Origin of the sequence: Rhizobium pantanalense, assembly GCF_030182525.1 — a bacterium.
Classification (GTDB): Bacteria; Pseudomonadota; Alphaproteobacteria; order Rhizobiales; family Rhizobiaceae; genus Rhizobium.
Genome location: NZ_JAQJCH010000012.1, coordinates 327,746 through 348,998 on the forward strand (window position 1 = coordinate 327,746; position 21,253 = coordinate 348,998).

Consider the following 21,253-nt stretch of genomic DNA (forward strand, 5'->3'; position numbering starts at 1 on the left):
TTGCAAGCGGGCGATGGTCAGCGGCCGGCAGCCGCAAACATCGCCTTCGCATTCTTCAGACCGGTTTCGCAACCATATTGCGTCGGCTCGTTGCCTTCATATTCCAGCGAGACGAAGCCGTCATAGCCTGAGGCGACGATGTCCTCGATGATTGACCTCACAGGCAGGTCGCCATAGCCGAAGACCGAGCCGCGGATCGCCTGGCCGCCGACCGTCTGCAGCCAGTCCGCGCCAGGCGCTATCTGGCGCACATAGAAATCCTTGATATGGACGAAACTTGCATGAGAGAGGCACGCACGCGTCCCCGTCAGGGGATTCTCATCGACGCAGAGGAAATTGCCGATATCGACGGTCAGCTTGAAGCTCGGCAGATTGACGGCATGAAGAAGCCGCTTGATCCGCTCGCTGGAATTCATGAAGAAACCGTGATCCTCGACGCTGGTGGTCACGCCATAGCGTCCGGCATGCGCGGCAAGCTCATGGGTGGCTTCGGCGATTGCCGGGAACGCGGCTTCGAACTGGCCGGGCTCCGTTGCGCGGAGCGACCAGGGAACGACATCGTGGCGCAGGAAGCGGACACCGAGCTTGTCGCAGAGCTCGACATAGCGCTTCAGCCGGCCAACCTGGAATGCGCGTTCGCCGTCATCAATGAAATTGCCGGACATGCAGAGGCCGGAAAGCGGTACGCCGTTTTTCTGGGACGCGCCCTTTAGCCGCTCCAGCATCTCCGCGTCATTGGCGAGTTCATATTGCAGGTCCTGCCCTTCGGGCGCGACGGAAAGCGTCGCCAGTTCGACGTGATCGCCGCCATGTTTGCCGACCCAGGCAAAGACATCCTCGATCTGCATGGCGCCGCTCTGCATCAACGGACGGAAACTGTATGAGCTCAGACCTACCTTCATCGTGCCTCTCCTTAAGCGCTTTCACAAAAACTTTGTTCGGTAACTTAACAATCCCGGTTGACTTCGGCTACGATACATCTTTGTTTGCAATCAAATTGATTTAAGAGTGGGGAATAGCAGGAATGTCTCGTCAGTCCGCCGACGTCGTCATCATCGGAAGTGGCCCGACTGGCTCGGCCTATGCACGGGTCATCAGGAATAACTGGCCGGAAGCGCGTATTCTGATGGTAGAAGCCGGCCCGCAGATTCTGCCGCAAAAGGGCGCACATCTCGACAATATTATCGATCTCGACGAGCGCGCGGCCTGCGAGGTGCGTGCCCAGGGCGGCGACCGCAGCCCGCGCATGCCAATCAACAAGGAAGAGTGGGAGGCCCGCCGCGCTGGCGGCTTCGATCATTCGTTGCTGCGCCGCTCGGGCCTTTTCATCGCCAACGACGCCAATGCCCAGGATGAGAACCTCTTCGCCGGCTTCTCGGCGGCCAATGTCGGCGGCATGGGCACCAAATGGTCGACCGGCACGCCGGTGCCATCGGAGATCGAATTGGTGCCCTTCATCCCCACCGATGAGATGCAGAGGGCTTTGGCCGTGTCGGCAGCATTGCTCGGTACCAACAAGGACCCACGCGCCGGCGATGCCGCAGCGGTCGCGATGCGCGAGCGCCTGGGCGAGGTCTTCAATCCCGGTCGCTCACCCGATCGCTTCGTCCAGCCGATGCCGCTCGCGGCAACGCCCGGTCCTGACGGCCTGCGCTATCACGGCACTGACGTCGTTCTTGGCGACCTTGTCGACGAGCCCGAGGAGAGCTTTCATATTCTCTCTGAAACCGCCTGCCGCCGCGTGATCCACGAAAATGGTCATGTCACGGGGGTCGAGCTCGCGCGAGCCGGCTCGAAGGAAACCTTTATTGTCAAGGCCGGCACGGTCGTCGTTGCGTGCGACTCGCTGCATTCCCCTCAGCTGCTCTACGCCTCTGGCATACGCCCTGAAGCGCTCGGCCGCTATATCAACGACCATTATATCGTCTCGCAGATCACCGAGATGCAGACCGATGTGCCCATGACCGCGATGAGCTGGATTCCGGCTACCAAGGAGTTCCCCTACTCGGTCACCATCGCCCCGGCAAGCCTGCACTCGATGCCGCATGCCAGCGACATGAGCGGCCAGCCGATTGGCATGGGCGTTTTCGTGCCCTCCGATATCAGCGCCGACAACCGTGTCACCTTCGATGACGATCGCCGTGACTGGCTCGGGCTGCCAGCTATTTCCATCCATTGGCGTCAGTCGGAGGGCGACAAGGCGCGCCTCGAAGAGGCCAAGGGCCATGCCCAGCGAATTTCCGCCATTATCGGTCGTCCGGCGCCCGGTTTTGCTACCTTCGTGCAGCCGGTCGGCTCGTCGTTGCATTATCAGGGCACGATCCGTATGGGCGAGCGCAACGATGGTACCAGCGTTTGCGACAGGAACTCCAAGGTCTGGGGCTTCGACAACCTCTATGTTGCCGGCAATGGAGTCATTCCCACGAAGACCGCCACAAACCCGACCCTGTTCAGCGTCGCTCTCGCCAGTATCGGCGCCAGCCAGATCGCTGCCGCTCGCCGTATCGCCTAATCGAGAGATCGGCTGAATTATTGGTCATAGGACCGGATCGATGCGCGCCCTTATCGTCACCTAAGGGCGCTACCGTCGTCTGCAACAGATCGGTCAGTAAACCAATCGAGCTCTTATCGTTCCCGGGATCTGCCGGAGCGTGTCGAGTATTTCATTCACTGTTTGGCCAACGCCCTCGACTTCAATAACCACGTAACCCGTGTCGCCATGTGTTTGCAGGAACTCGCCGACGATATTCAACCCGCGCGACGAAAAGATCGTATTCAGGCTGTTGAGGATACCCGGGCGATTTTCGTGAACATGGATGAAACGCGTGCCGTTTGGACGCGGCGGCAATTGAACCTGCGGGAAATTGACCGCACCAAGCGTCGAGCCGATATCGGAATATTCCACAAGCTTCCGGGAAACTTCTCTTCCGATCCGTTCCTGGGCTTCTTCGGTCGATCCGCCGATATGCGGCGTCAGGATCACATTATCCAACCCTTGCAGCGGTGTTTCGAAGCGTTCCTTGTTCGATGCCGGCTCCTTAGGGAACACGTCGACTGCTGCGCCTGCGAGATGCCCCTCTTTCAAGACCTTTGCAAGAGCCTCAAGATCGACCACCGTGCCGCGGGAGTTGTTGATGAAGAAGGCGCCCTTCTTCATTCTGCGCAGCTCGGCCTCGGTGATCATGTTCTGGGTCGAGCTGGTTTCGGGAACATGCATCGTCACGAAATCCGAGATTTCGAGCAGCTCGCCGAGCGAAGCCATGGATTCCGAATTGCCGTGGCGAAGCCTGTCCGTCGGATCGAAATAGCGAACGTTCATGCCCATGCTTTCCGCAAGAACGCTCAGCTGCGAGCCGATATTGCCGTAGCCGACGATACCAAGCGTTTTTCCGCGCATCTCGCGGCTGCCCTCGGCGGATTTGTCCCATCCGCCGGCATGAGCGGAAGCCGAACGTGGAAGGATCCGCCTGGTCAGCATGATGATTTCACCGATGACGAGTTCGGCGACCGAGCGCGTATTCGAATAGGGGGCGTTGAATACCGGGATCCCGCGCCGACGAGCCGCATCCAGATCGACTTGATTCGTCCCTACGGAAAAGCAGCCGACCGCCATGAGCTTCTTGGCGGAGCTGAAAATCTCTTCTGTCAGCTGCGTGCGTGAACGAATGCCGATGATGTGTGCTTCGGCGATGTGGCTCTTGAGATCCTTGTCATCGAGAGCCTTCGGCAAATGAGTGAGATTGACGTAACCCGATGAGGTAAAATAGTCCACTGCGCTCTGACTGATCCCTTCCAGCAGAAGGACTGAAATCCGGTCACGGGGAAGAGAAAGTTGTCCGGTCATTGAATTACCTTCGATAGTCAAATTCGATTAGGCCGACGCCGCTCGCCGCCACGAGCACATGACTTAGACCATCCAAGGGACAGCGCAAGAACAAACTCAATTCGCTCGGCGGGAGGAGCCTTGGTTCCAGCAAGTCACCGTGGTGGGCTTACTTTCGTCTTCTCGGTTTGATTGACGGTTGCGCTACTACTGAGTAGTATATTGCCCGCAATAAGGAGTGAAATGAGATGTCGGTAAAAGCATCGGTCTCAATTTCCGACCAGCAGGATGTCTTTGCGAGAAAGCTGGTCGAAGAGGGACGATTTTCGAGCCTGAGCGCCGTCGTGCAGCATGGACTTGAACTCGTTCGCGAAGAAGCCGAACTGAGAGCAGCCGAGCTTGCGGCCTTGAAAGCTCTCATGTCCGAGCGTCAGGCAGGTGACTTTCTGACCTTGGAGGAAGGTCGCCGGCGGACCCAGGAGCTGATCTCCTCCAAGAAGGCATCTCATGGTCTTTAAAGTCGTGCGTTCCGCCGACAGCGACCGGGACCTCGGCCTGATTCTCGACCATCTGATCGAAGCCTATATCGCGCTTGGCGATCCGCTGACTGATGCCTTCGATCGTGCTGCAGCGCGCCTTCACGCGATCGAAGCCGACATGGAAGCACTTGCCCACGCGCCATACCAGGGAACGCTTCTGCCCTCCGTGGCCCCAGGCTTGCGGCAGGTTACCAAGAACCGCGCCATCTTTTATTTCGACCTCGACGAAGAGAGGCAAGTTCTTCGAGTGCTTGCCATCTTTTTCGGCGGGCAGGACCACCTACGGCAGTACCTGCCGCGGCTTGGCCGGGTGGAATAAGCACCGAATGCGAGCACGGTTCGTTCTCGCGCCGCGCGAATACCGAATCATGCGATCGGAGGTCGACACCGGTTCAATGCAATCGGGCAAGCCGCTCGCATAGAAATTGCGTGATGTCGGCTGATTTCCAACTACCCCGAAGATCGGCGCTGAGACAACCCGAGGCCAGAGCGGCATTCGTCACGTTTCGGATGTTGGTTGCGGCCTCGCTCAGCGTGCGGTCGGCATGCTTTGTGCCAAGCCAATCGAGCATGGCGGCTGCCGAGAGCACCGTTCCGTAGGGATTGGCGATGCCCTTGCCGGCGATATCAGGTGCGGAACCATGCGCCGCCTGGAAGAAGCCATTGCGATCACCGAGTTCGGCTGAGGGCGCCAGCCCCATGCCGCCGATGGTCGCCGCCCCGAGATCGGAGATAATGTCGCCGAACATGTTTTCGGTGACGATCACGTTGAAATGGCCGGGCTTGAGCACGAGATGCATGGTCATGGCATCGATCAGCACATATTCCGTTTCGATGTCGGGATAGTCCGGCGCGACGAGGTCGAATACCGAGCGGAAGAAAGCGTAGCTGCGCAGCACATTGGCCTTGTCGCAGCAGGTCACGCGCTTCACGCCGTCCCTGGGCGCGCCGTTCGATTGACGCGCAAGCTCGAAGGCCTTCCGTACGATCCGTTCGACGCCCGAGCGGGTTTGAACCAGGCTGTCGACGGCAAGTTCACCGCGCAATTGCACGCCGGCGCCGCGCGCCGCATAGAGCCCTTCGCTGTTTTCGCGCAGGATGATGTAATCGATCTCGCCTGCCTTCACGCCGGCAAGCGGACAGGCAACGCCTTCGAAAAGGCGGATCGGCCGGATATTGGCGTAAAGATCAAGTTCGAAACGCAGGCGGAGGGTAAAATCCAATCCTGCCTCGGTCCCGTCGGGATGGACAACACCGGGTATCCCGCCCGCACCATGCAGGATCGCGTCAGCATTCCGGCAGGCATTGAAGGTCGGTTCGGGAAAGCTCTCGCCTGTCTTGAGGAAATGCTCTGCACCGGCTGGATATTCTCGAAAGTTGAGATGCGAGCGATTGCCCAGAGCCGCCTTGACCACCTCGACCGCCGCCGCGCAGACCTCGGGACCGATGCCGTCGCCATGAACCACGGCAATCTCGTAGATATCCTTCATGACAGCCTCTTCAGATGCACTTGCCGCCGTCGACATTGAGATCGACGCCAGTGATCATGCTCGCTTGGTCGGAGCAGAGAAAAGCGGCGGCGTTGCCCATGTCTGCGGGTGTCGAAAGCCGCCCCATCGGAATGGTGGCGACGATCCGTGCCCGGCTTTCGTCACTGTCGGAGCCGATGAAGGTCGAGAGCAATGGCGTATCGCCGGCGACGGGATTGATGGCGTTGACGCGAATCCCGAAGGGAGCAAGCTCGACGGCCATCGCGCGGGTGGCGGCGATACCCCACCCCTTCGAGGCATTGTACCAGGTGAGATTGGGGCGAGGGGAGACGCCGCCGGTAGAGGCGATATTCAAAATAGCGCCGTGCCGCTCGGCCTTGAAATGCGGTAGCACCGCCCGCGCGCCATTGTAGATCGAGCGGATGTTGACATTGAAGATGCGCTCGAACAGGCCTTCATCCATATCCTCCATCGGCATCGGCGGCTGTCCGACCCCGGCATTGTTGACGAGGATGTGCAGACCGCCGAACTGCGCCAGCGCAAGATCCCTTGCGGCGGCGAGGCTGTCGAGCGTGGCGACATCACCGGCAATCGGCGCGACCGACCCTTCGTGCTGCGCCGCCACCCGCTCTGCTGCCGCAAGGTCGCGATCGACGAGCACGACCCGCGCGCCTTCCTCGACGAATTTCCTGACGATTCCTTCGCCGAAACCCGATCCGCCACCCGTGACGATCGCCACTTTTCCCTCAAGACGCATGTCAAGCTCCTCCATTTGCTCCAACATCGGATAAGTCGGAGCGATTTCACAGTCCGATTATCTGAACGCCTTTTTAGCTTTCTTTATTTGTATTGTGGCCGTCTGATAGTGATTATCGACGACAGAATGAAGCTGGGAGGCCGCGCCATGACACTGACTTTCGACGCCAAGAAAATGGCGGACGAGCTTTACGATGGCGGCTTTCGGCCGATGTTCATCGGCGGCCAATGGGTTGCGGCTCAATCCGGCGAAGTCAGCGAGACCTACAATCCGGCGACCGGGGCGGTCCTGGCAACGGTTCCGTTGGCCGCAGCTGCCGATGTCGACCGCGCCGTTGCCGCGGCGCGTCGGGCTCTGGAAGGGCCGTGGTCCAGGTTCTCGCCCTATGAGCGCCAGACGCTGCTCCTGAAAATCGCCGACCTGTTCGAGGACAACTGGGAGCGCCTTTCGGTTTCCGACACCCTGAACATGGGCATGCCGATCACGCGCACGCTCGCCAACAAGCGTCGGGTCATCGGCATGCTGCGGTTTTACGCCGGCATGGCGACAGCCCTTCATGGCGAGGTGATCGACAATTCCATACCCGGCGAGATCGTGACCTTCACCCGGCGGGAGCCGATCGGGGTCGTCGGCGCGATCATCCCCTGGAATGCGCCCACCGCAGCATCGATCTGGAAGATCGCCCCTGCGCTGGCAACAGGCTGCACGGTGGTTCTGAAACCCTCGGAAGATGCGCCGCTCACGCCGCTGCTGATCGCCAAACTCATGCAAGAGGCCGGCGTGCCGGACGGAGTGGTCAATATCGTCACCGGTAAGGGATCGGTCGCCGGCGCGCGGCTAGCCGAGCATCCCGATGTCAACAAGATCGTCTTCACCGGGTCCACCGCCACCGGGCAATCGATCGCCCGTGCCGCGGTTGGCAACTTAAAACGGGTCTCGCTGGAACTCGGGGGCAAGTCACCGGTGATTGTCTGCCGCGACGCCGACATAGACCGGGCCGTGCCCGTCGCCGCCATGGCGGTCTTTGCGCATTCGGGGCAGATCTGCATCGCCGGTTCGCGTTTGTTCGTGGCGCGCGAGATCCACGAAGAATTCGTCGCCAAGGTTGCCGATTTTGCCCGTTCGCTGCGGATCGGTCACGGGATCGAAGCAGATACCGATATCGGACCGCTGATTTCGGCTCGCCAGGCGCAGGTCGTCGAGAGTTTCATCGCATCCGGGCGGAGCGAAGGCGCTGCCTTGGTCGCCGGCGGCACGCGCCTTTCAGGGGCTCTCTACGACAAGGGAAACTTCATCGCGCCGACCGTATTCGGCGGCGTGAAGGACGAGATGAGGATTGCCCGCGAGGAGATCTTCGGGCCGGTCATTTCGGCGATGCCCTTCGATACGATCGAGGAAGCCGTCGAGCGCGCCAATGCATCGCCCTACGGGCTGGCGGCCGGCATCTTCACCCAAAATCTCGGGCTGGCGCACAAGCTGGTGCGTCGCATCAAGGCGGGCTCGGTCTGGGTGAACATGTATCATGCCCTCGACCCAGCCGTGCCATTCGGCGGCATGAAGATGTCCGGCTACGGGCGCGAGGGTGGTATCGAGCATCTTCACGAATATCTCGAAACCAAGGCCGTTTGGATACAGACGGACTAGTGCTCAGCCTTCACCGCGCAAATTGGTGCGGATGAGGGCGATGAGCTGCTCGGCATAGCGCTGCTGTACGTAGCCACGGCTCGTGATGATGCCGACAGCCCGCCGGGCGTTGGGATTGGCGAGCGGTACGACACGGACGCGGCTGTCGACATTCCGCCCGAGCGCGATACCCGGCACGATCGAAACGCCAAGCCCCGACGCGGCAAGCGCCAGTGCGGTCTGCGCGCTCTCGACCTCGTACTGGACATTGAGCTCGATGCCCTCCTCGCGCGTCAGGCGATCGACGAGGCCGCGAACGGCGGTCTTGCGATTGAGCATGATCAGCGGGAACTGGGCGATGGCGTCCAGCCGGATTGCTTTTTCGCCGGTGTATAGCTCTTCGGGAATGCAGGCGACCAGCGGATCGTCAATGATCGATTCGAAATGGAAGTCGTTGAGGTTGGGCACCTCCGGGCCGATGTAAAACTCGACCTCCTGCTGCTGCAACATGACGAGTGCTGCCTGTGGCGGCGTTTCCTGGACCTCGACCACGCTACGCGGATAGCGCAGCTTGAAGGTCGACAGGATATCGCCGAGCCGGCTGGTAGCAAGCGTCGGGGCGCAGGCGATCTGAATTTTTCCTTTGCGGCGGGCGGCCAGCTCCGTCAGCTTGTCGAGGCTTGCCTGCACATCGGCCATGGCCCGCCCGATCTCTTCGAACAGCGCCTGACCCTCGTTGGTGAGATTGACCCGCTGCGGCGTGCGCGTGAACAGGCTGATGCCGATCTGTTCCTCAAGGTCCTTGATCTGCATGCTCACCGCTGAGGGTGACCGGTTGCTTTCTTCCGCCGCCTTACGAAAGCTTCCGGATTCCGCTGCAAGAAGAAAGGTTTGCAGCAATTTCAGATTAATATTTGGCATGGTTGTTATGGTCTCACTTGCGCCGATCGATACCGATCGACCCCTCCGCTCGTGAGCATATTCCGCCATGGGATCATGACAAGGCCAGCCGCAGAAAAAAGCCGCTTGCAATGAACGGTGCAAGCGGCCTGGAAGGTCAGTTGGGAGGGATCAATGAACGGCGGCAAACATGATTTTCTCTTCGGATGCATCCGATGCCATCATCTCTTCGACAACGCGGCCGCGCTTGACCACGAGAATGCGATCGGACACGGCCATGATTTCCGGTAGATAAGAGGAGATGACGACGACGGCCATGCCGTTGTCGGCAAGATCGCTGATCAGCTGATGAATCTCGACGATGGCGCCGACATCGACGCCGCGCGTCGGTTCGTCGAAAATGATCAGTTTCGGTTTCTGGATCAGCGATTTGGCGATGACCACCTTCTGCTGATTGCCGCCCGACAGTTCGATCATGCGTGCCTGATCATTGATTTGCTTGAGCCGCAGGCGGGTGCCCCAATCCGCGACCAGTTCCTTGGCTCGCGCCAGTGAAACGATCGAGAATGGGTTGACGCCATTGGACAATTCGCCGATCTGCAGGTTTTCGCCGCCGGTCATCGTCTCGAAGAAGCCGTCGAGCTTGCGGTCCTCGGTAACATAGACGATGCCGTCGAGCATGGCAGGTCGGGGTACGCGGTAACGTACCGACTTGCCGAAGAGCCGGATTTCGCCGCCATGAAACAGGTTGCGCTTCATGACGCCGGAGATTACTTTGGCCATCTCCGTTCGGCCCGCGCCGACAAGTCCGAACATGCCTGTGACCTGACCCGCAAACACGGAGAAGGACGAGTTCCGCACCAGGCCGGCGCAGGACAGGTTCTCCACCGACAGGACCTTTTCGCCATAGCTGCGTGGAGCGCGCTTTGCCGATCCGTGCAGAGTTTCGGACAGGTTGCGGCCGACCATAGCCTGGACGATCGAGCTGCGGGTGAAGTCTCCGGCCTTGCCGGTGGCAACGATTTCGCCGTCGCGCATCACAGTGATGCGATTGGCAACCTGCAATGCTTCCTCGAGCGCATGGGTGATGAAGACGATCGCCACTCCGGCTTTCACGAGCCGGCCAACGAGATTGAAGAAATGGCGCTTTTCTTCCGGCGTCAGTGTCGCCGTCGGCTCGTCGAAAATGATGACCTTTGCCTTGTGATGCACGGCGCGGGCGATTTCGACCATCTGCTTGTGGGCTGCGCCGAGCGTGCTTACCTGCGCCGTCGGATCGACCTGGAACCCCATGCCGACAAGAAACTGCCGGGCCTGGATGTTAAGGCCGCGCAGGCGATTGAACAGCTTCTCTTCCCCCAGATAGAGGTTCTGGGCCACGGTCATCGCCGGCACCAGGTTGGTTTCCTGGAACACCATGGCGATGCCCGCCTTGAGGGCTTCCGATGGCGAACCGAAATCCACCTCTCGGCCATCATAGACAAGCTTACCCTCGCTGAGGCGATAGACCCCGGACATCACCTTGGTCAAAGTCGATTTTCCCGCGCCGTTTTCGCCCAACAGCGCATGGATCTCGCCAGGCTCCAGGGTGAAATCGACATTGCGAAAGGCTGCTATGCCGCCGAAAGTCTTGGTCGCATTTGTGAATTCGATGATATTGCCCATGTCAGCCTCGCTGCCCGCTTGCTACACTGGCAAGCCTCAGCACTTTTGAGCCACCGCGCGACGCCACGATCAGGTCGTCGCCATGCTCGCAGGCTGATAGTGTTCCATGCGCCTTGCCGTCCGCGCGGGAATGAAAGCTTGCCAGTGGCTGCATGCGCGAGTCGCAATTGACGACAAGCCCGTAGGAACGGGTTACGGCATAGGGTTTGAGGACGCCCATCTGCTTGAGTTGGCTGCCCTGCATCGGCTCCTGATAAGAGTTCCAGGAGCTTAATGACGGCGCCATCCAGAAGGCTTCCGGAACTTCTGCCAGCATGCGCTCGCGATAGCGATCCTCGCGCAGGATGAATTCCACCAGCTGGTTGCGCGTCGAATAAAACGTCAGCCAATAGCCTGCATCGACGGCCGGGGCGATGCGCGCGGGGTAGGCGGGCAGGTGTTCGAGCACGTTTTCCACCTGTCCGGAAGTGAGATCGATCGATATGACCCGGTGCCGCCATGCCTCGCTGACGAAGATGCGATTGGAGCCCGTGGTTGCCACGCCCGCCGGCCAGGCAAGATCTGACTTCACGAGTTCGACCTTGCGGGCACCCAGATCGATCTTCAAGAGGCTGCCGGAACAGCCCTTTTGCATGAGATCCCGTCGCCAGCCGGAAACGCCCGTTCTTGCCGAGCCGTTGCTGGCGAGCAAGGTGTCGTTACTTAGGAACGTCAGCGCCGTTACGCACCCAAGGTTTACGTTGGCTTCGCTCTTGAATACCGCGCCGTCATGGGCACCGCCACGGATAAAGATGCCTTCGCCATCGAGCGCGACCGCCGTCATGCCCCGCGCCGTCGCAAGCGCAGTGATCTCCTGTGGAAAGCTGACGATCTCCTCCATGCGGCCATCGCCCTGGAGGCGCAGGAGACGCCTGCCGCTTGAAGCGAGAATGCCTTTCGGCGTCGATATCAGATTGTCCGCGGCTTCAAGCGGCGCAAGCGTTTCCGCCTCTTCCAGCCTCTGGTTCGGCAATAATGGCCCGTCGAATGTCGGGATGGTGACGGCCCAGATACCACGGCCCAGGAAACGGTCTAGGAGTTCTCCGAATGGTCTCATGCCGGTTTGCCCCAGTAAGAGTCTGTGCTGAACCAGGTCTTGTCGGCGTCCGGCAGCGGGAGCGTGCCCATGCGGTTGTTGAAGATACCGCAGAGATAAAGCATGCCCTTGTGCTCGCGCATCGACGTAATCATCGGATGCTTTTCACCCGTCTGATCCCAGAAGCTTTCGAGGATTTCGCCCTTCTCGCTGAAGCGCAGCACGCAGCCGGTGTTGAGATTGGGCATCAGCCAGGCATCCTCGGACACGCGCCTTGCCATACGCCTGCGAAAGCCGGGCATTTCCAGCGACAGATCGAGCGCCGGTGTGCGCATGCCCATCAGCGCCAGCCAGTAGGTGCCGTCGGAAGCGCGGTTTATGTTGTCGGGATAGCCTGGCAGGCCCTCGATCACCCGCTCCAGCTTGCCGGCTTTGGGGCCGGCGAAATAGTAGCGGTTGATCCGGCACGCCCAGCTTTCGGCGAAGAGGACCGACTGCCCGTCGAAGGATGTGCAGACGCCGTTCGGGAATACGAGGTTGGAAATCAATGTCCGGGTCGTGCCGCTTGCCGGGTCGTGAACGATGATGCGGCCGTTGCCGCGGCTTTCAAGCGCATCGGCGTACCAGTCATGCATTTCAAAGCGTACGGTCGCTTCGGAAAACACGATCCGTCCGTCGGGAAGGATGTCGCAGTCGTCGGCAAGCTTCATCGTGCTGTCGTCGACGACCGATGTGAGGCTGCGATTTGTCTCGGCGGTGAGAAGCTTTGCTTCGCCCGCCGGCGACACCTGATAAAGGCCCATGCCCGCGACGCAGACGACGAGATTGCCCTGCCGGTCGAAGGCCATGCCAAGCGGGGCGCCGCCGATATGGGCAAAGACCTCGCGGCGGGTATAGTCGGGCGGATAGAAGCGCAGAATCTCGCCTTGCCGGCTTCCGGTATAGAGGCGATCTTCCCGGTCGAAGATCACATCCTCGGCGCCGTCAAGGATGCCAAGTCCGATCACACCGACATCCTTCAGGCGATCATTGACCGCCATCGGCATGCCGGCGGCGGTCGAAATCGCCTCCGGCATCTTGGCGAAAGTCGGCGAGATATAGACGCTGCGCAGGATCTTATGGCGATTTTTGACCCAGCGGACATCGAGGAAGACCGACGCAAGCAGCACGAAGCCCAGGGTCAGATCGTTGACCGGGCCGGGTACGGCAAGTGTCAGTAGGCTGTTGGAAAGAACGAGGACGAAAACGACGCCCATCAGGGCCTTTGCCACCGAACCGCGTCCGCCGCCGAGCGAAATGCCGCCGAGGACGGTGGCCGTCAGTGCCTGGAGTTCGAGGCCGGAGCCAATGTCGGAGGCTGCGCTGCCGATCCGGGCGCAAAACAGGAAGGCGGCGAGTGCGACGAATACCGAACAGACCACATAAGCGCTGAACACCGTGAGGCGCACGTTGATGCCGGCATTATAGGCCGATCGGCGTGCGCCGCCGACGGCGAACAGCCGCCATCCGTAGCGGCCGCGCGACAGCACGATGTGCACGATGATCGCGACGAAAACGAAGAAGACGAAGGAGACGGGAATGCCGCCGATGTGGCCGAGGCCCAAATAATCGTAGAGCGGCGAATCCGGCGAACTGGTCACCAGCGCTGTTGACACCTGTGGGAAGAGAATTTCGAAGGTCGAGCGAAAGATGATCAGCGTGACAAGTGTCGTCAGAAAGGCGCGCATCCGCAGAATACCCACCATGAAGGCGTTGATCGCCCCGCAGGCGGCGCCAACGGCCAAGGTGGCGGCAAGCCCGACGCCGAAGCTCCACTGGCCGACATTCATGCCGTAAAGCGTCGCGAGCACGGTGAGGGCAAAGGTCGATCCGATCGAAAGATCGATGCCGCCCGATATCATGACGATCGTCAATCCCAGCACGATCAGACCCAATTCAGCGGTTTGGCCGCTGAGATTGGTCAAGGTCGTGACGTCGAAGAATCCGGGGACGATCGACCCGAAAATCGCACACAGCAGGATCAGTGCAAAAAAGGGAATGACGCTGTCGATCCACTTCTTCGCGAGGATTTCCCCGGCCACATGGTCGGGGAGGACGCGATAGCGCCAGCGTATCAGGCTTTCAGCCAAGCTCATCTGTTCGTTCCGTTACTTGAGCTCGTCGAGCTTCCAGCAGTTTCGGCCGCTTGCATTAGTCTTGTCGACGCGAGTGATCGGCCCGAAGAAGATCGTCTTTTCGCTGCCGGCCTGACGATCGGGATGCTGCAGCAGTTCGGAAATCTGCTGGGCAGCGATTTCGCCCTGGATCGGCGCATTGAAATTATAGATCACGTCCAGAAGACCGTTCTTGATGCTCTGGCAGCCGGTATCGCTGCCGGCGCCATTGGTGACGATCGTCACCTGGTCCTGCTTGCCGGCGGCAGCGACCGCAGCCCCGGCGCCGACTTCGGCGTTATCCCAGATGCCCATGATCCCGCAGAGGTCGGGATGCTGCTGCAGAACGGTTTCGGTGATCTGGCGGGCCTTTTCGCTGGAATAATCGGCCGGCTGGTCGGAGACGAGTTGAAGTTCGGGATATTGCTTCAGGATCTCGTCGATGCCGGTGCGCATGAAGATGTTGGCAGCTCCGGTCTGCACGCCTGCGAGCCAGACGACCTTGTGCGACGGCGCCTTTGGACCGGTGCACGCCTTGGCGAGCTCCGTCATCTCCAGCTTGCCCATTTCGATCCAGTCATTGCCGACATAGCTGTCGGTCTGCGTGGCCGATTGCATATTGACCTGCAGCACCTTGATGCCGGCCTGTTGCGCTTGCTTGAGCAGGCGGGCATAGGTCTGCACATCGGGATTCTGAACGATGATCAGGTCAGGTTTTTCCGCGATCGCACCCTGCATGGCGCGAATGCCGGCATTGGTATCGCCATTGGGGTCACGCACTTCGAGCTTGAAGCCGTAGCGGGCCGCATGCCGCTGCCAGACGGCAACCCATGCCTGGTTGAGATCGAAGCCTTGCGAGATCGGCACGAAGATGACCCGCTTGCCCTTTACCGAGTCGATATAGGCTTGGCGGCCGACCTGGTCGGTCTCTTGCGCCGATGCGATGTTAGAAGCCGTGAAGAGTGCGGCGGCGCCCAGGCCGACGACCATCAGTATTTTCTTGAGACCCGTCATAGTTTCCTCCCTATTGGACGTCTCGAGCCTTTAGATATCTCCGCTTTGCGAGGTCTGCTCATCCCGTGGATTGATGATCGCATCGATGGCGAGAGCACTCAGCAGAATGATGCTCTTGATCAGGTTCTGGCTGGTGTAGCTGAAGTTCAGGATGGTCATGCCATTGGTGAGAATGCCGACCAGGATCGTGCCGACAATGACGTTGCGCACGCCGCCTTGCCCGCCGGACAGGCCGATGCCGCCGAGCACGACCACCAGAAGCACGTCGTAGATCAGGCTGGAATTGTAGAGGCGGGTGTTTATGCCGGTGACAAGGCCCGTCATGATCAGACCGGCGGTAAAGGCAATCAGCGCACTGATGACATATTGCGTGACGATGATCGGGCGCGTCGGCAGCCCCATGTTGCGCGCCGCGCTCGGATTGTCTCCGGTAGCATAGACTAGCCGCCCGAAGCGGGTTTTCCTGAGGAACAGGCCCATGATCGCCGTTACCGCGCCGAAGATGATGACGGAAGCCGGAATCCCGAATACCGCCCCCGATCCGATCCATTTCAGCCAGGCGACATTATTGGGTGCATAAAGTACGTCGGAAGCAAAGACGATCCGGCCTGAGCCATAGACGGAGGAGGCGATGGCGAGCGTCGCAAAGATCGGAGGGATGTCGGCAAAGGCGATCATGATGCCGGTAAAGAGGCCGATCATGGCGACGAGCACGGCGCCTATCAGCACTGCTAGTGTGAAATCGATGCCCCAGGAAGAAATCCAGATGCTGAAGGCGACGCCGACCACCATGACGGCAACCATGGTGAGGTCGATGCCGCGCCCGACCACGACGAAGCCCATGCCCACCGCCAAAGTGCCGAGGATGGACACATTCTTCAGCAGCGCAATGATGTTGCCTTCCGACAGAAAGTTGTTGAGGCCGATGGAGAAGATCAAAAACAATAAGGCTGAAATGCCGACGACAACGGCTTCCTGGCTCAGCTTGAAAGGCCTCTTGGGCGTACCGCTGTTCGTCGTGCCGGCGCTCTTGCTGCCGCTCACCATATGCCTCCCCTCGACCGCGAGATCGTTCCTCGTCTGGTCCTAGATCCTCCGCTCTCAGCCTGTTGCCGGCCGAGCCTCCGACAACAACCATCTTCCTTGAATGTTGGTTGAGCAATTTCGTTTTTCTGAAACGCTGTTCAGTTCCTTGAGCCGGGTGGACGTTTTCGTGGAATGGGTTGGTCCGAACCGGAGAAACGGAAAAATCCGTGATCGAGGTCATGTATGCGGTGGGCTTTCAGGCAGAATCCGATTTCAATCGTGAATTTCGCCGCGTAACGGAGACTCCGCCTCCGGAGTGACGCAAGAAGTACCGGATCGCGATCGAGTACGAGCCAGAACGCGTTTGAGGTCGAGTTTTCGGGCGTCTCGTTCATGTTCTCGGCATGAACACGAACACCGAACAAAATCGCAAGCTCGCCGAAACGCTCAGGTCATTGTCGCTTGAGCTTTCGTTCCAAACAGTGGGGTCGCCGGTCAAGAGGAATCGGCGGCTTGTCCTATCGAGTGTCCTGCTTGCACTTGGCATCAGTGCGATCGCTGTCGTGTTCCTCTGGCCGGATATTTCGCCTCGCTTCAAAGCGGCACTGGAATCGCAGCCGGAAATCATGACGCCGCCCGGCGTGGCGCAAACCGGCGACGAACCAAAGGCGGCATCCAGTCGGGCGGCCCCGGGTACCGGTTCGCCCATCCCTTCCGTCAATTCGCTGAGATCGACATCCGCGCCGGAGATAACCGGATCCGGCTACGTCCTCGCGCCGCGCATCGTGACGGTCTTTTCCAAATATGAGGGAGAGATCGCATCCGTTGGCGTCAGTATCGGCGATCGCGTCGAAGCAGGGCAGGTTATTGTCAGGATCGATGACGTCAGCGCCGACTTCTCACTCGAGCAAGCAAAGGCCGACAGCGATGCCGCCAAGCTTGTCCTTGAGGGAAAGATCCTGACGCTCAAGCAGGCCGATAGCTCGCTGCAGCGCAATGCGGCGCTCTCTGCAAAGAGCGCTGTTTCCATCCAGATCGTCGAGGAGGCCCAGACCGCCAGAGACACGGCGTCGAATGCGGTCGACCAGGCGCGCCAAAGCTATGCCAGGGCGCAACTCGGTGTGAAGATCGCGCAGGAACATGTCGATGCATTGACCGTCAGAGCCCCGATCTCGGGTACGGTGACGCGGCTCGACGCGCATATTGGTGGCCGGGTACTGGCCCGGGTGGACAGTATCAAGGAAAGTGAAAGCCTGCTGACGATCACCGATACCAAGAGCCTGGTGATCGATGCTGACGTCGCCGAAACCAATATCGGCGAACTTCGGCCAGGCCTTCAAGGCGAGGCCGTCCTCGACGGCTTTCCGGATAAGCCTTTCGCGATCGAGATCCTGCAGCTGTGGCCCGTCGCTTCGGCGGAAAAAGGCACGATCACCCTGCGCCTTGCACTCCTCGATCCACCCGACGGTACCATGCCCAACATGGCCGCGCGCATTCGTATTTCGACCATTCCAGCACAACAGCCAGGAGACACTCCTTGATGACCGCCTCTACAAGCAACGAGCCGTATATCGTGCTCAACAATGTCAAGAAGGGATATAAGATCGGGACCGAGACCGTCCCGATCTTTGCCGATCTCGACCTGCAAATCGCCCGCGGCGAGTTCGTCGCGATCATGGGGCCTTCCGGATCCGGGAAATCGACGCTGCTCAACATGCTGTCGGGCATAGACAAGCCGGATCAGGGCCGCCTGCGCATCGGGGTCAGCAATCTCGATCAGATGGGCGAGGCAGCCCGTTCGTCCTGGCGCGCCCATAACATGGGGATCGTCTTCCAGTTCTATAATCTCTTACCGATGCTGAACGCGGCCGAGAACGTCGAACTGCCGCTTCTCCTGAAGCCGCTCTCGTCGCGGGAGCGCCGGCTCCGCGTCGACAAGGTTCTGGATCTGGTGGGGCTTTCGGGTCGCCAGAAGCAGTATCCGAAGCTGATGTCGGGCGGCCAGCAGCAGCGTGTCGGCATCGCGCGGGCGATCGTCGCGGACCCGGCATTGCTGCTCTGCGATGAGCCCACGGGCGATCTCGACCGTCGGTCGGCTGACGAGGTGCTGGAAATGCTGCGCTTTCTGAACCGCGAGCTCGGCAAGACCCTCATCATGGTGACCCACGACCCGCAAGCCGCAAGCTATGCCAGCCGAACGCTTCATCTCGACAAGGGCAGGTTCGTTGAAGAGCGGAGGGTGGACGCATGACGTTCCTCGATCTCGTGCGAAAAAGTGTATGGCGAAAACCGCTGCGCACGATATTGCTGATGGTCAGTGTCGCCACGGCCTTTCTCATCTACGGTCTGACGACAAGCTTCATCGATGGTAGCCAGGGCTCGTCAGCGGCCAGCGAGGATATTCTTGGCGTCATGAGTGCGGCCGGCCGCGCCCAGCCGCTGCCGATGTCCTACCTGAACCGGATTGGCGCCGAACCAGGCGTAGCCGCCGTCGGGTATATGTCGCGCCTGCGCGGCTTTGCTGTTGTCGAAAAGAACATCATTCCCGTGAGTGCTGCCGATCCCGCGCGACTTTACAGTTCGAACGGCAAAGAGCTCGGACTGACGCCGGATCTGATAAGTGCACTTGCCAGGAACCGCAGCACCGTCCTCGTCGGTCAGGCGCTTGCCGAGGCGCAGGGCTGGACCGTCGGCCAGAAGATCACCGTCACCAGCTTCGATATGGCAAAGGAGGATGGCAGCCGTGACTGGTCCTTTGAAATCGCCGGCATCTTCAACGGCGAGAACGCCTCCACCGACACCTATTTCGTCATCGCCCAATACGACTATGTCAATGCGCTCAGAGCCCGCAACAAGGATACGGTCGACGCCTTCATCCTCCGGCCGCAGCCAGGTGTCCAAACAGGGCAGCTTGCTTCAAGGGTCGATCAGCTGTTCGCCAATTCGGCGGCGCCGACACAGACCAGGTCCGAGAAGCAGTTCCTCGAGGCCTTCCTGCGCCAATATGCCGATATCGGCCTGATCGTGAATATGGTGGTCGGGGCGGCATTCGTCACGCTGCTGATGATCGTCGGCAACACCATGGTCTTTGCCGTTCGCGAGCGCACCTTCGAGATCGGCGTTTTGAAAACCCTGGGCTTTTCCGGGTCATGGATCATGGCGCTGATCCTTGGCGAAACATTCTTCATCTTCGTGGTTGGCGCCACCATCGGCCTGATACTTGCACTGCTTGCAACGGTCATCACGGATCCTGCGATCGGCCTCGTCTTTTCCAATGCAATTCTTGCAAGAGCCCTGGCGATGGTCACGCTGCTAGCGCTTGTAACTGGCGCGCTTCCGGCTCTGAACGCGCTCAGGATCCCGATAATCTCCGCATTCGGAACGAGGTAGATCCATGTCTTCCAATGCCAAACAAGCATTCGTCATGATCAGGGCAAACCTGTTCAGCCTGCCGCGACGCATCTCCATTTCCGCCTCCATGGTTCTTTCCGTGGCGCTCGTCGTCTGCGTTCTCGCGGGCTTCCTGGCCATGGCAAGGGGTTTCGAGACGGCTCTGCAAAGTGCCGGCTCCGGCTCCGTCGCGGTCGTCCTGGGAGGCGGCCCCAACCAGGAGACCGGCTCCGATGTTCCCGCCTCGGTCATTCGCACCCTGAGCGCAATGATCGATGACATCGGCGTGGCGCGAGACACCAACGGTATGCTGATTTTCTCGCGTGAAATCGTCGTTGCCGTCGACGCCAAATCGAACGGGTCGGAAGAGAGCCGGACCTTGGCTCTTCGCGGCATGGATCTGTCCGGTCCTTCGATCCGTGACCATATTGCCTTGTCGACCGGCCGCCTGTTCACGCCCGGCTCGCGTGAGATCGTCGTCGGGGATCGCCTGGCGCACCAGTTTGGGATATCGCTCGGCAGCACCGTGCGGCTCGGGACGGTCGACTGGATGGTGGTCGGCCTGTTCTCGGCGCGAGGCAGCGCCTTCGAGTCCGAAATCTGGGCCGACCTCGACGCGGTTCGATCGGCCTTCGACCGGCAGGGGCAGGTTCAGAGCCTGCGCATGCGGCTGTCCAATCCCGCCTTGTTGCCACAACTTCAGGCCAAGCTCGACACGATCAGGACCACGCCGCTTCGCGCCGTTGTCGAAGCCGACCTCTATGTGGCGCAATCGGCCCGCACGGCTAGTCTCATCCGGCTGTTCGGCTGGCCACTTGCGCTGTTGATGGCCGTCGGAGCGACCGCCGGCGCGCTCAACACAATGATGAATTCTGTGTCGGACCGTACCGTTGAGATCGCCACGGTTCGGGCACTTGGCTTCAGCCGGATCTCCGCGTTTCTCGGCACATGGGTGGAGGCAATCGTGCTTGCCGCCGTTGGTGTGGCGGTCGGACTGCTGGCTTCGTGGCTGGCCTTCAATGGCTGGCAGGCAAGTACGGTTGGGACGAATGGCGCGCGCATGGCGTTCCAGCTCTCCGTAACCGGCGATGTCATGGCGGAAGCGGGTCTGCTCGGACTTGCGATCGGCATTCTGGGCGGCGCCTTGCCGGCGACCGTCGCCAGCCGACTTCCTTTGACTGCGGCGCTTCGGTCGAGCGGATAATCTCTCAAGCGTGAGGGCTTTAGTATTTTCATAACGCCTACTCATAGAGTAACGGCGCTATAAATGACCTAGATGTTGCGTTATTTGAAATACAAACGAGTGATCGACAAAAAATTGCGTCAACCTTCGGACGTAAGCTCGTTGTCCTGATCGGAAGAAGGTCTTTGCTTGCAAAACCAGATTCTTCCCCGCACTGGGACGCGTTCCTGTTGGCCGGCTAAAGCATGAGAGCAGATGGCATCTCCTCTCCCATCAGTGCTTCGTCAGCGATCGATGACGAGATCGCTAAGCGGCTTCGAGCAGCAAGGCGGGAACATCCCGGCGTCGATCTCCCGCTGACGGATACCGCCATTGTGATTCATTTCGACCGAGCCTGAGACGAGTTTGGATTTGCACGTGCCGCACATGCCATCCGAACAGGACGATGGAAGCCTGTTTAGCATGATAACCTCTTATGCCTCTATGATCCGCAGTTTGCCCTTGCATCCATTATGTTTCAACGGCATTAATTTTCACGAACGCATAACATTATGTAATGCAAAGGGTGCACAATGAACTTTCGGCGCCGAATTCCCTCCCTGACCGCGTTGATGA

Annotated in this window: 18 protein-coding genes and 1 pseudogene; 8 read left to right on the forward strand and 11 right to left on the reverse strand. The window is 59.9% G+C overall.

Annotated elements, in window-relative coordinates:
- Positions 1-17 precede the first annotated feature (17 nt).
- Positions 18-902: a sugar phosphate isomerase/epimerase family protein gene (locus PH558_RS27980; RefSeq protein WP_285207806.1), complete on the reverse strand. Its 885-nt coding sequence runs from the start codon at positions 900-902 to the stop codon at positions 18-20.
- Between the two features lie 122 nt (positions 903-1,024).
- Here PH558_RS27980 and PH558_RS27985 point away from each other — a divergent pair, with 122 nt between their 5' ends.
- The gene (locus PH558_RS27985; protein WP_285207807.1) at positions 1,025-2,512 is read left to right on the forward strand and encodes a GMC oxidoreductase; all 1,488 of its coding nucleotides are present in this window, start codon (positions 1,025-1,027) and stop codon (positions 2,510-2,512) included.
- A gap of 93 nt (positions 2,513-2,605) precedes the next feature.
- Here PH558_RS27985 and serA read toward each other — a convergent pair whose 3' ends face one another.
- Entirely contained in the window at positions 2,606-3,844 is a 1,239-nt protein-coding gene (serA, locus tag PH558_RS27990; RefSeq protein WP_095438323.1) for a phosphoglycerate dehydrogenase, read from the reverse strand.
- A gap of 227 nt (positions 3,845-4,071) precedes the next feature.
- On the opposite strand from serA, the gene PH558_RS27995 reads away from it, so the two are divergent.
- Together PH558_RS27995 and PH558_RS28000 are read left to right on the forward strand one after the other, a co-directional pair.
- Entirely contained in the window at positions 4,072-4,341 is a 270-nt protein-coding gene (locus tag PH558_RS27995; RefSeq protein ID WP_095438322.1) for a type II toxin-antitoxin system ParD family antitoxin, read from the forward strand.
- Positions 4,331-4,681, forward strand: a complete 351-nt coding sequence (locus tag PH558_RS28000; RefSeq protein ID WP_095438321.1) for a KluB — start codon at positions 4,331-4,333, stop codon at positions 4,679-4,681. Before PH558_RS27995 ends, PH558_RS28000 begins: the two co-directional genes overlap by 11 nt.
- A gap of 73 nt (positions 4,682-4,754) precedes the next feature.
- On the opposite strand, the gene PH558_RS28005 is transcribed toward PH558_RS28000, so the two are convergent.
- Both PH558_RS28005 and PH558_RS28010 read right to left on the reverse strand, forming a co-directional pair.
- Positions 4,755-5,852, reverse strand: a complete 1,098-nt coding sequence (locus PH558_RS28005) for an isocitrate/isopropylmalate dehydrogenase family protein (protein ID WP_285207808.1) — start codon at positions 5,850-5,852, stop codon at positions 4,755-4,757.
- Positions 5,853-5,862: 10 nt separating this feature from the next.
- Positions 5,863-6,609, reverse strand: a complete 747-nt coding sequence (locus tag PH558_RS28010) for a glucose 1-dehydrogenase (RefSeq protein WP_095438952.1) — start codon at positions 6,607-6,609, stop codon at positions 5,863-5,865.
- Positions 6,610-6,756: 147 nt separating this feature from the next.
- Here PH558_RS28010 and PH558_RS28015 point away from each other — a divergent pair, with 147 nt between their 5' ends.
- Positions 6,757-8,253 (forward strand): aldehyde dehydrogenase family protein, encoded by a 1,497-nt coding sequence (locus PH558_RS28015; RefSeq protein ID WP_113409954.1) that lies wholly within the window; start codon positions 6,757-6,759, stop codon positions 8,251-8,253.
- 3 nt (positions 8,254-8,256) lie between these two features.
- Here the strand turns inward: PH558_RS28015 and PH558_RS28020 are convergent, their stop codons facing one another.
- The 6 genes from PH558_RS28020 to PH558_RS28045 all read right to left on the reverse strand — a co-directional run bounded on the left by PH558_RS28020 (position 8,257) and on the right by PH558_RS28045 (position 16,083).
- On the reverse strand, positions 8,257-9,153 hold the full coding sequence (locus tag PH558_RS28020; protein WP_095438319.1) for a LysR family transcriptional regulator: 897 nt from the start codon (positions 9,151-9,153) through the stop codon (positions 8,257-8,259).
- Positions 9,154-9,303: 150 nt separating this feature from the next.
- Positions 9,304-10,797: a sugar ABC transporter ATP-binding protein gene (locus tag PH558_RS28025; RefSeq protein ID WP_285207809.1), complete on the reverse strand. Its 1,494-nt coding sequence runs from the start codon at positions 10,795-10,797 to the stop codon at positions 9,304-9,306.
- 1 nt (position 10,798) lies between these two features.
- Entirely contained in the window at positions 10,799-11,893 is a 1,095-nt protein-coding gene (locus PH558_RS28030; protein WP_285207810.1) for a YncE family protein, read from the reverse strand.
- A complete protein-coding gene (locus PH558_RS28035; RefSeq protein WP_285207811.1) occupies positions 11,890-14,007 on the reverse strand; it encodes an ABC transporter permease in 2,118 nt (705 codons plus the stop codon). Before PH558_RS28035 ends, PH558_RS28030 begins: the two co-directional genes overlap by 4 nt.
- A 12-nt stretch (positions 14,008-14,019) precedes the next feature.
- Positions 14,020-15,039, reverse strand: a complete 1,020-nt coding sequence (locus tag PH558_RS28040; RefSeq protein WP_095438315.1) for a sugar ABC transporter substrate-binding protein — start codon at positions 15,037-15,039, stop codon at positions 14,020-14,022.
- Between the two features lie 30 nt (positions 15,040-15,069).
- The gene (locus PH558_RS28045) at positions 15,070-16,083 is read right to left on the reverse strand and encodes an ABC transporter permease (RefSeq protein WP_285207812.1); all 1,014 of its coding nucleotides are present in this window, start codon (positions 16,081-16,083) and stop codon (positions 15,070-15,072) included.
- A gap of 386 nt (positions 16,084-16,469) precedes the next feature.
- On the opposite strand from PH558_RS28045, the gene PH558_RS28050 reads away from it, so the two are divergent.
- Genes PH558_RS28050 through PH558_RS28065 form a run of 4 tightly spaced genes read left to right on the forward strand, consistent with a single transcriptional unit; the run spans position 16,470 to position 20,659 of the window.
- Positions 16,470-17,606: an efflux RND transporter periplasmic adaptor subunit gene (locus PH558_RS28050; RefSeq protein ID WP_285207813.1), complete on the forward strand. Its 1,137-nt coding sequence runs from the start codon at positions 16,470-16,472 to the stop codon at positions 17,604-17,606.
- A complete protein-coding gene (locus tag PH558_RS28055) occupies positions 17,606-18,316 on the forward strand; it encodes an ABC transporter ATP-binding protein (RefSeq protein ID WP_285207814.1) in 711 nt (236 codons plus the stop codon). The genes PH558_RS28050 and PH558_RS28055 overlap by 1 nt, the downstream gene beginning before the upstream one ends.
- Positions 18,313-19,455 carry an ABC transporter permease gene (locus PH558_RS28060; RefSeq protein ID WP_285207815.1) on the forward strand — a complete coding sequence of 381 codons (1,143 nt, stop codon included), beginning with the start codon at positions 18,313-18,315 and terminating at the stop codon, positions 19,453-19,455. The genes PH558_RS28055 and PH558_RS28060 overlap by 4 nt, the downstream gene beginning before the upstream one ends.
- A 4-nt stretch (positions 19,456-19,459) precedes the next feature.
- On the forward strand, positions 19,460-20,659 hold the full coding sequence (locus tag PH558_RS28065; protein WP_285207816.1) for an ABC transporter permease: 1,200 nt from the start codon (positions 19,460-19,462) through the stop codon (positions 20,657-20,659).
- Between the two features lie 263 nt (positions 20,660-20,922).
- Here the strand turns inward: PH558_RS28065 and PH558_RS28070 are convergent.
- Positions 20,923-21,093 (reverse strand): annotated as a pseudogene (locus PH558_RS28070) (2Fe-2S iron-sulfur cluster-binding protein); the annotation flags it as partial.
- Positions 21,094-21,253: the final 160 nt, after the last annotated feature.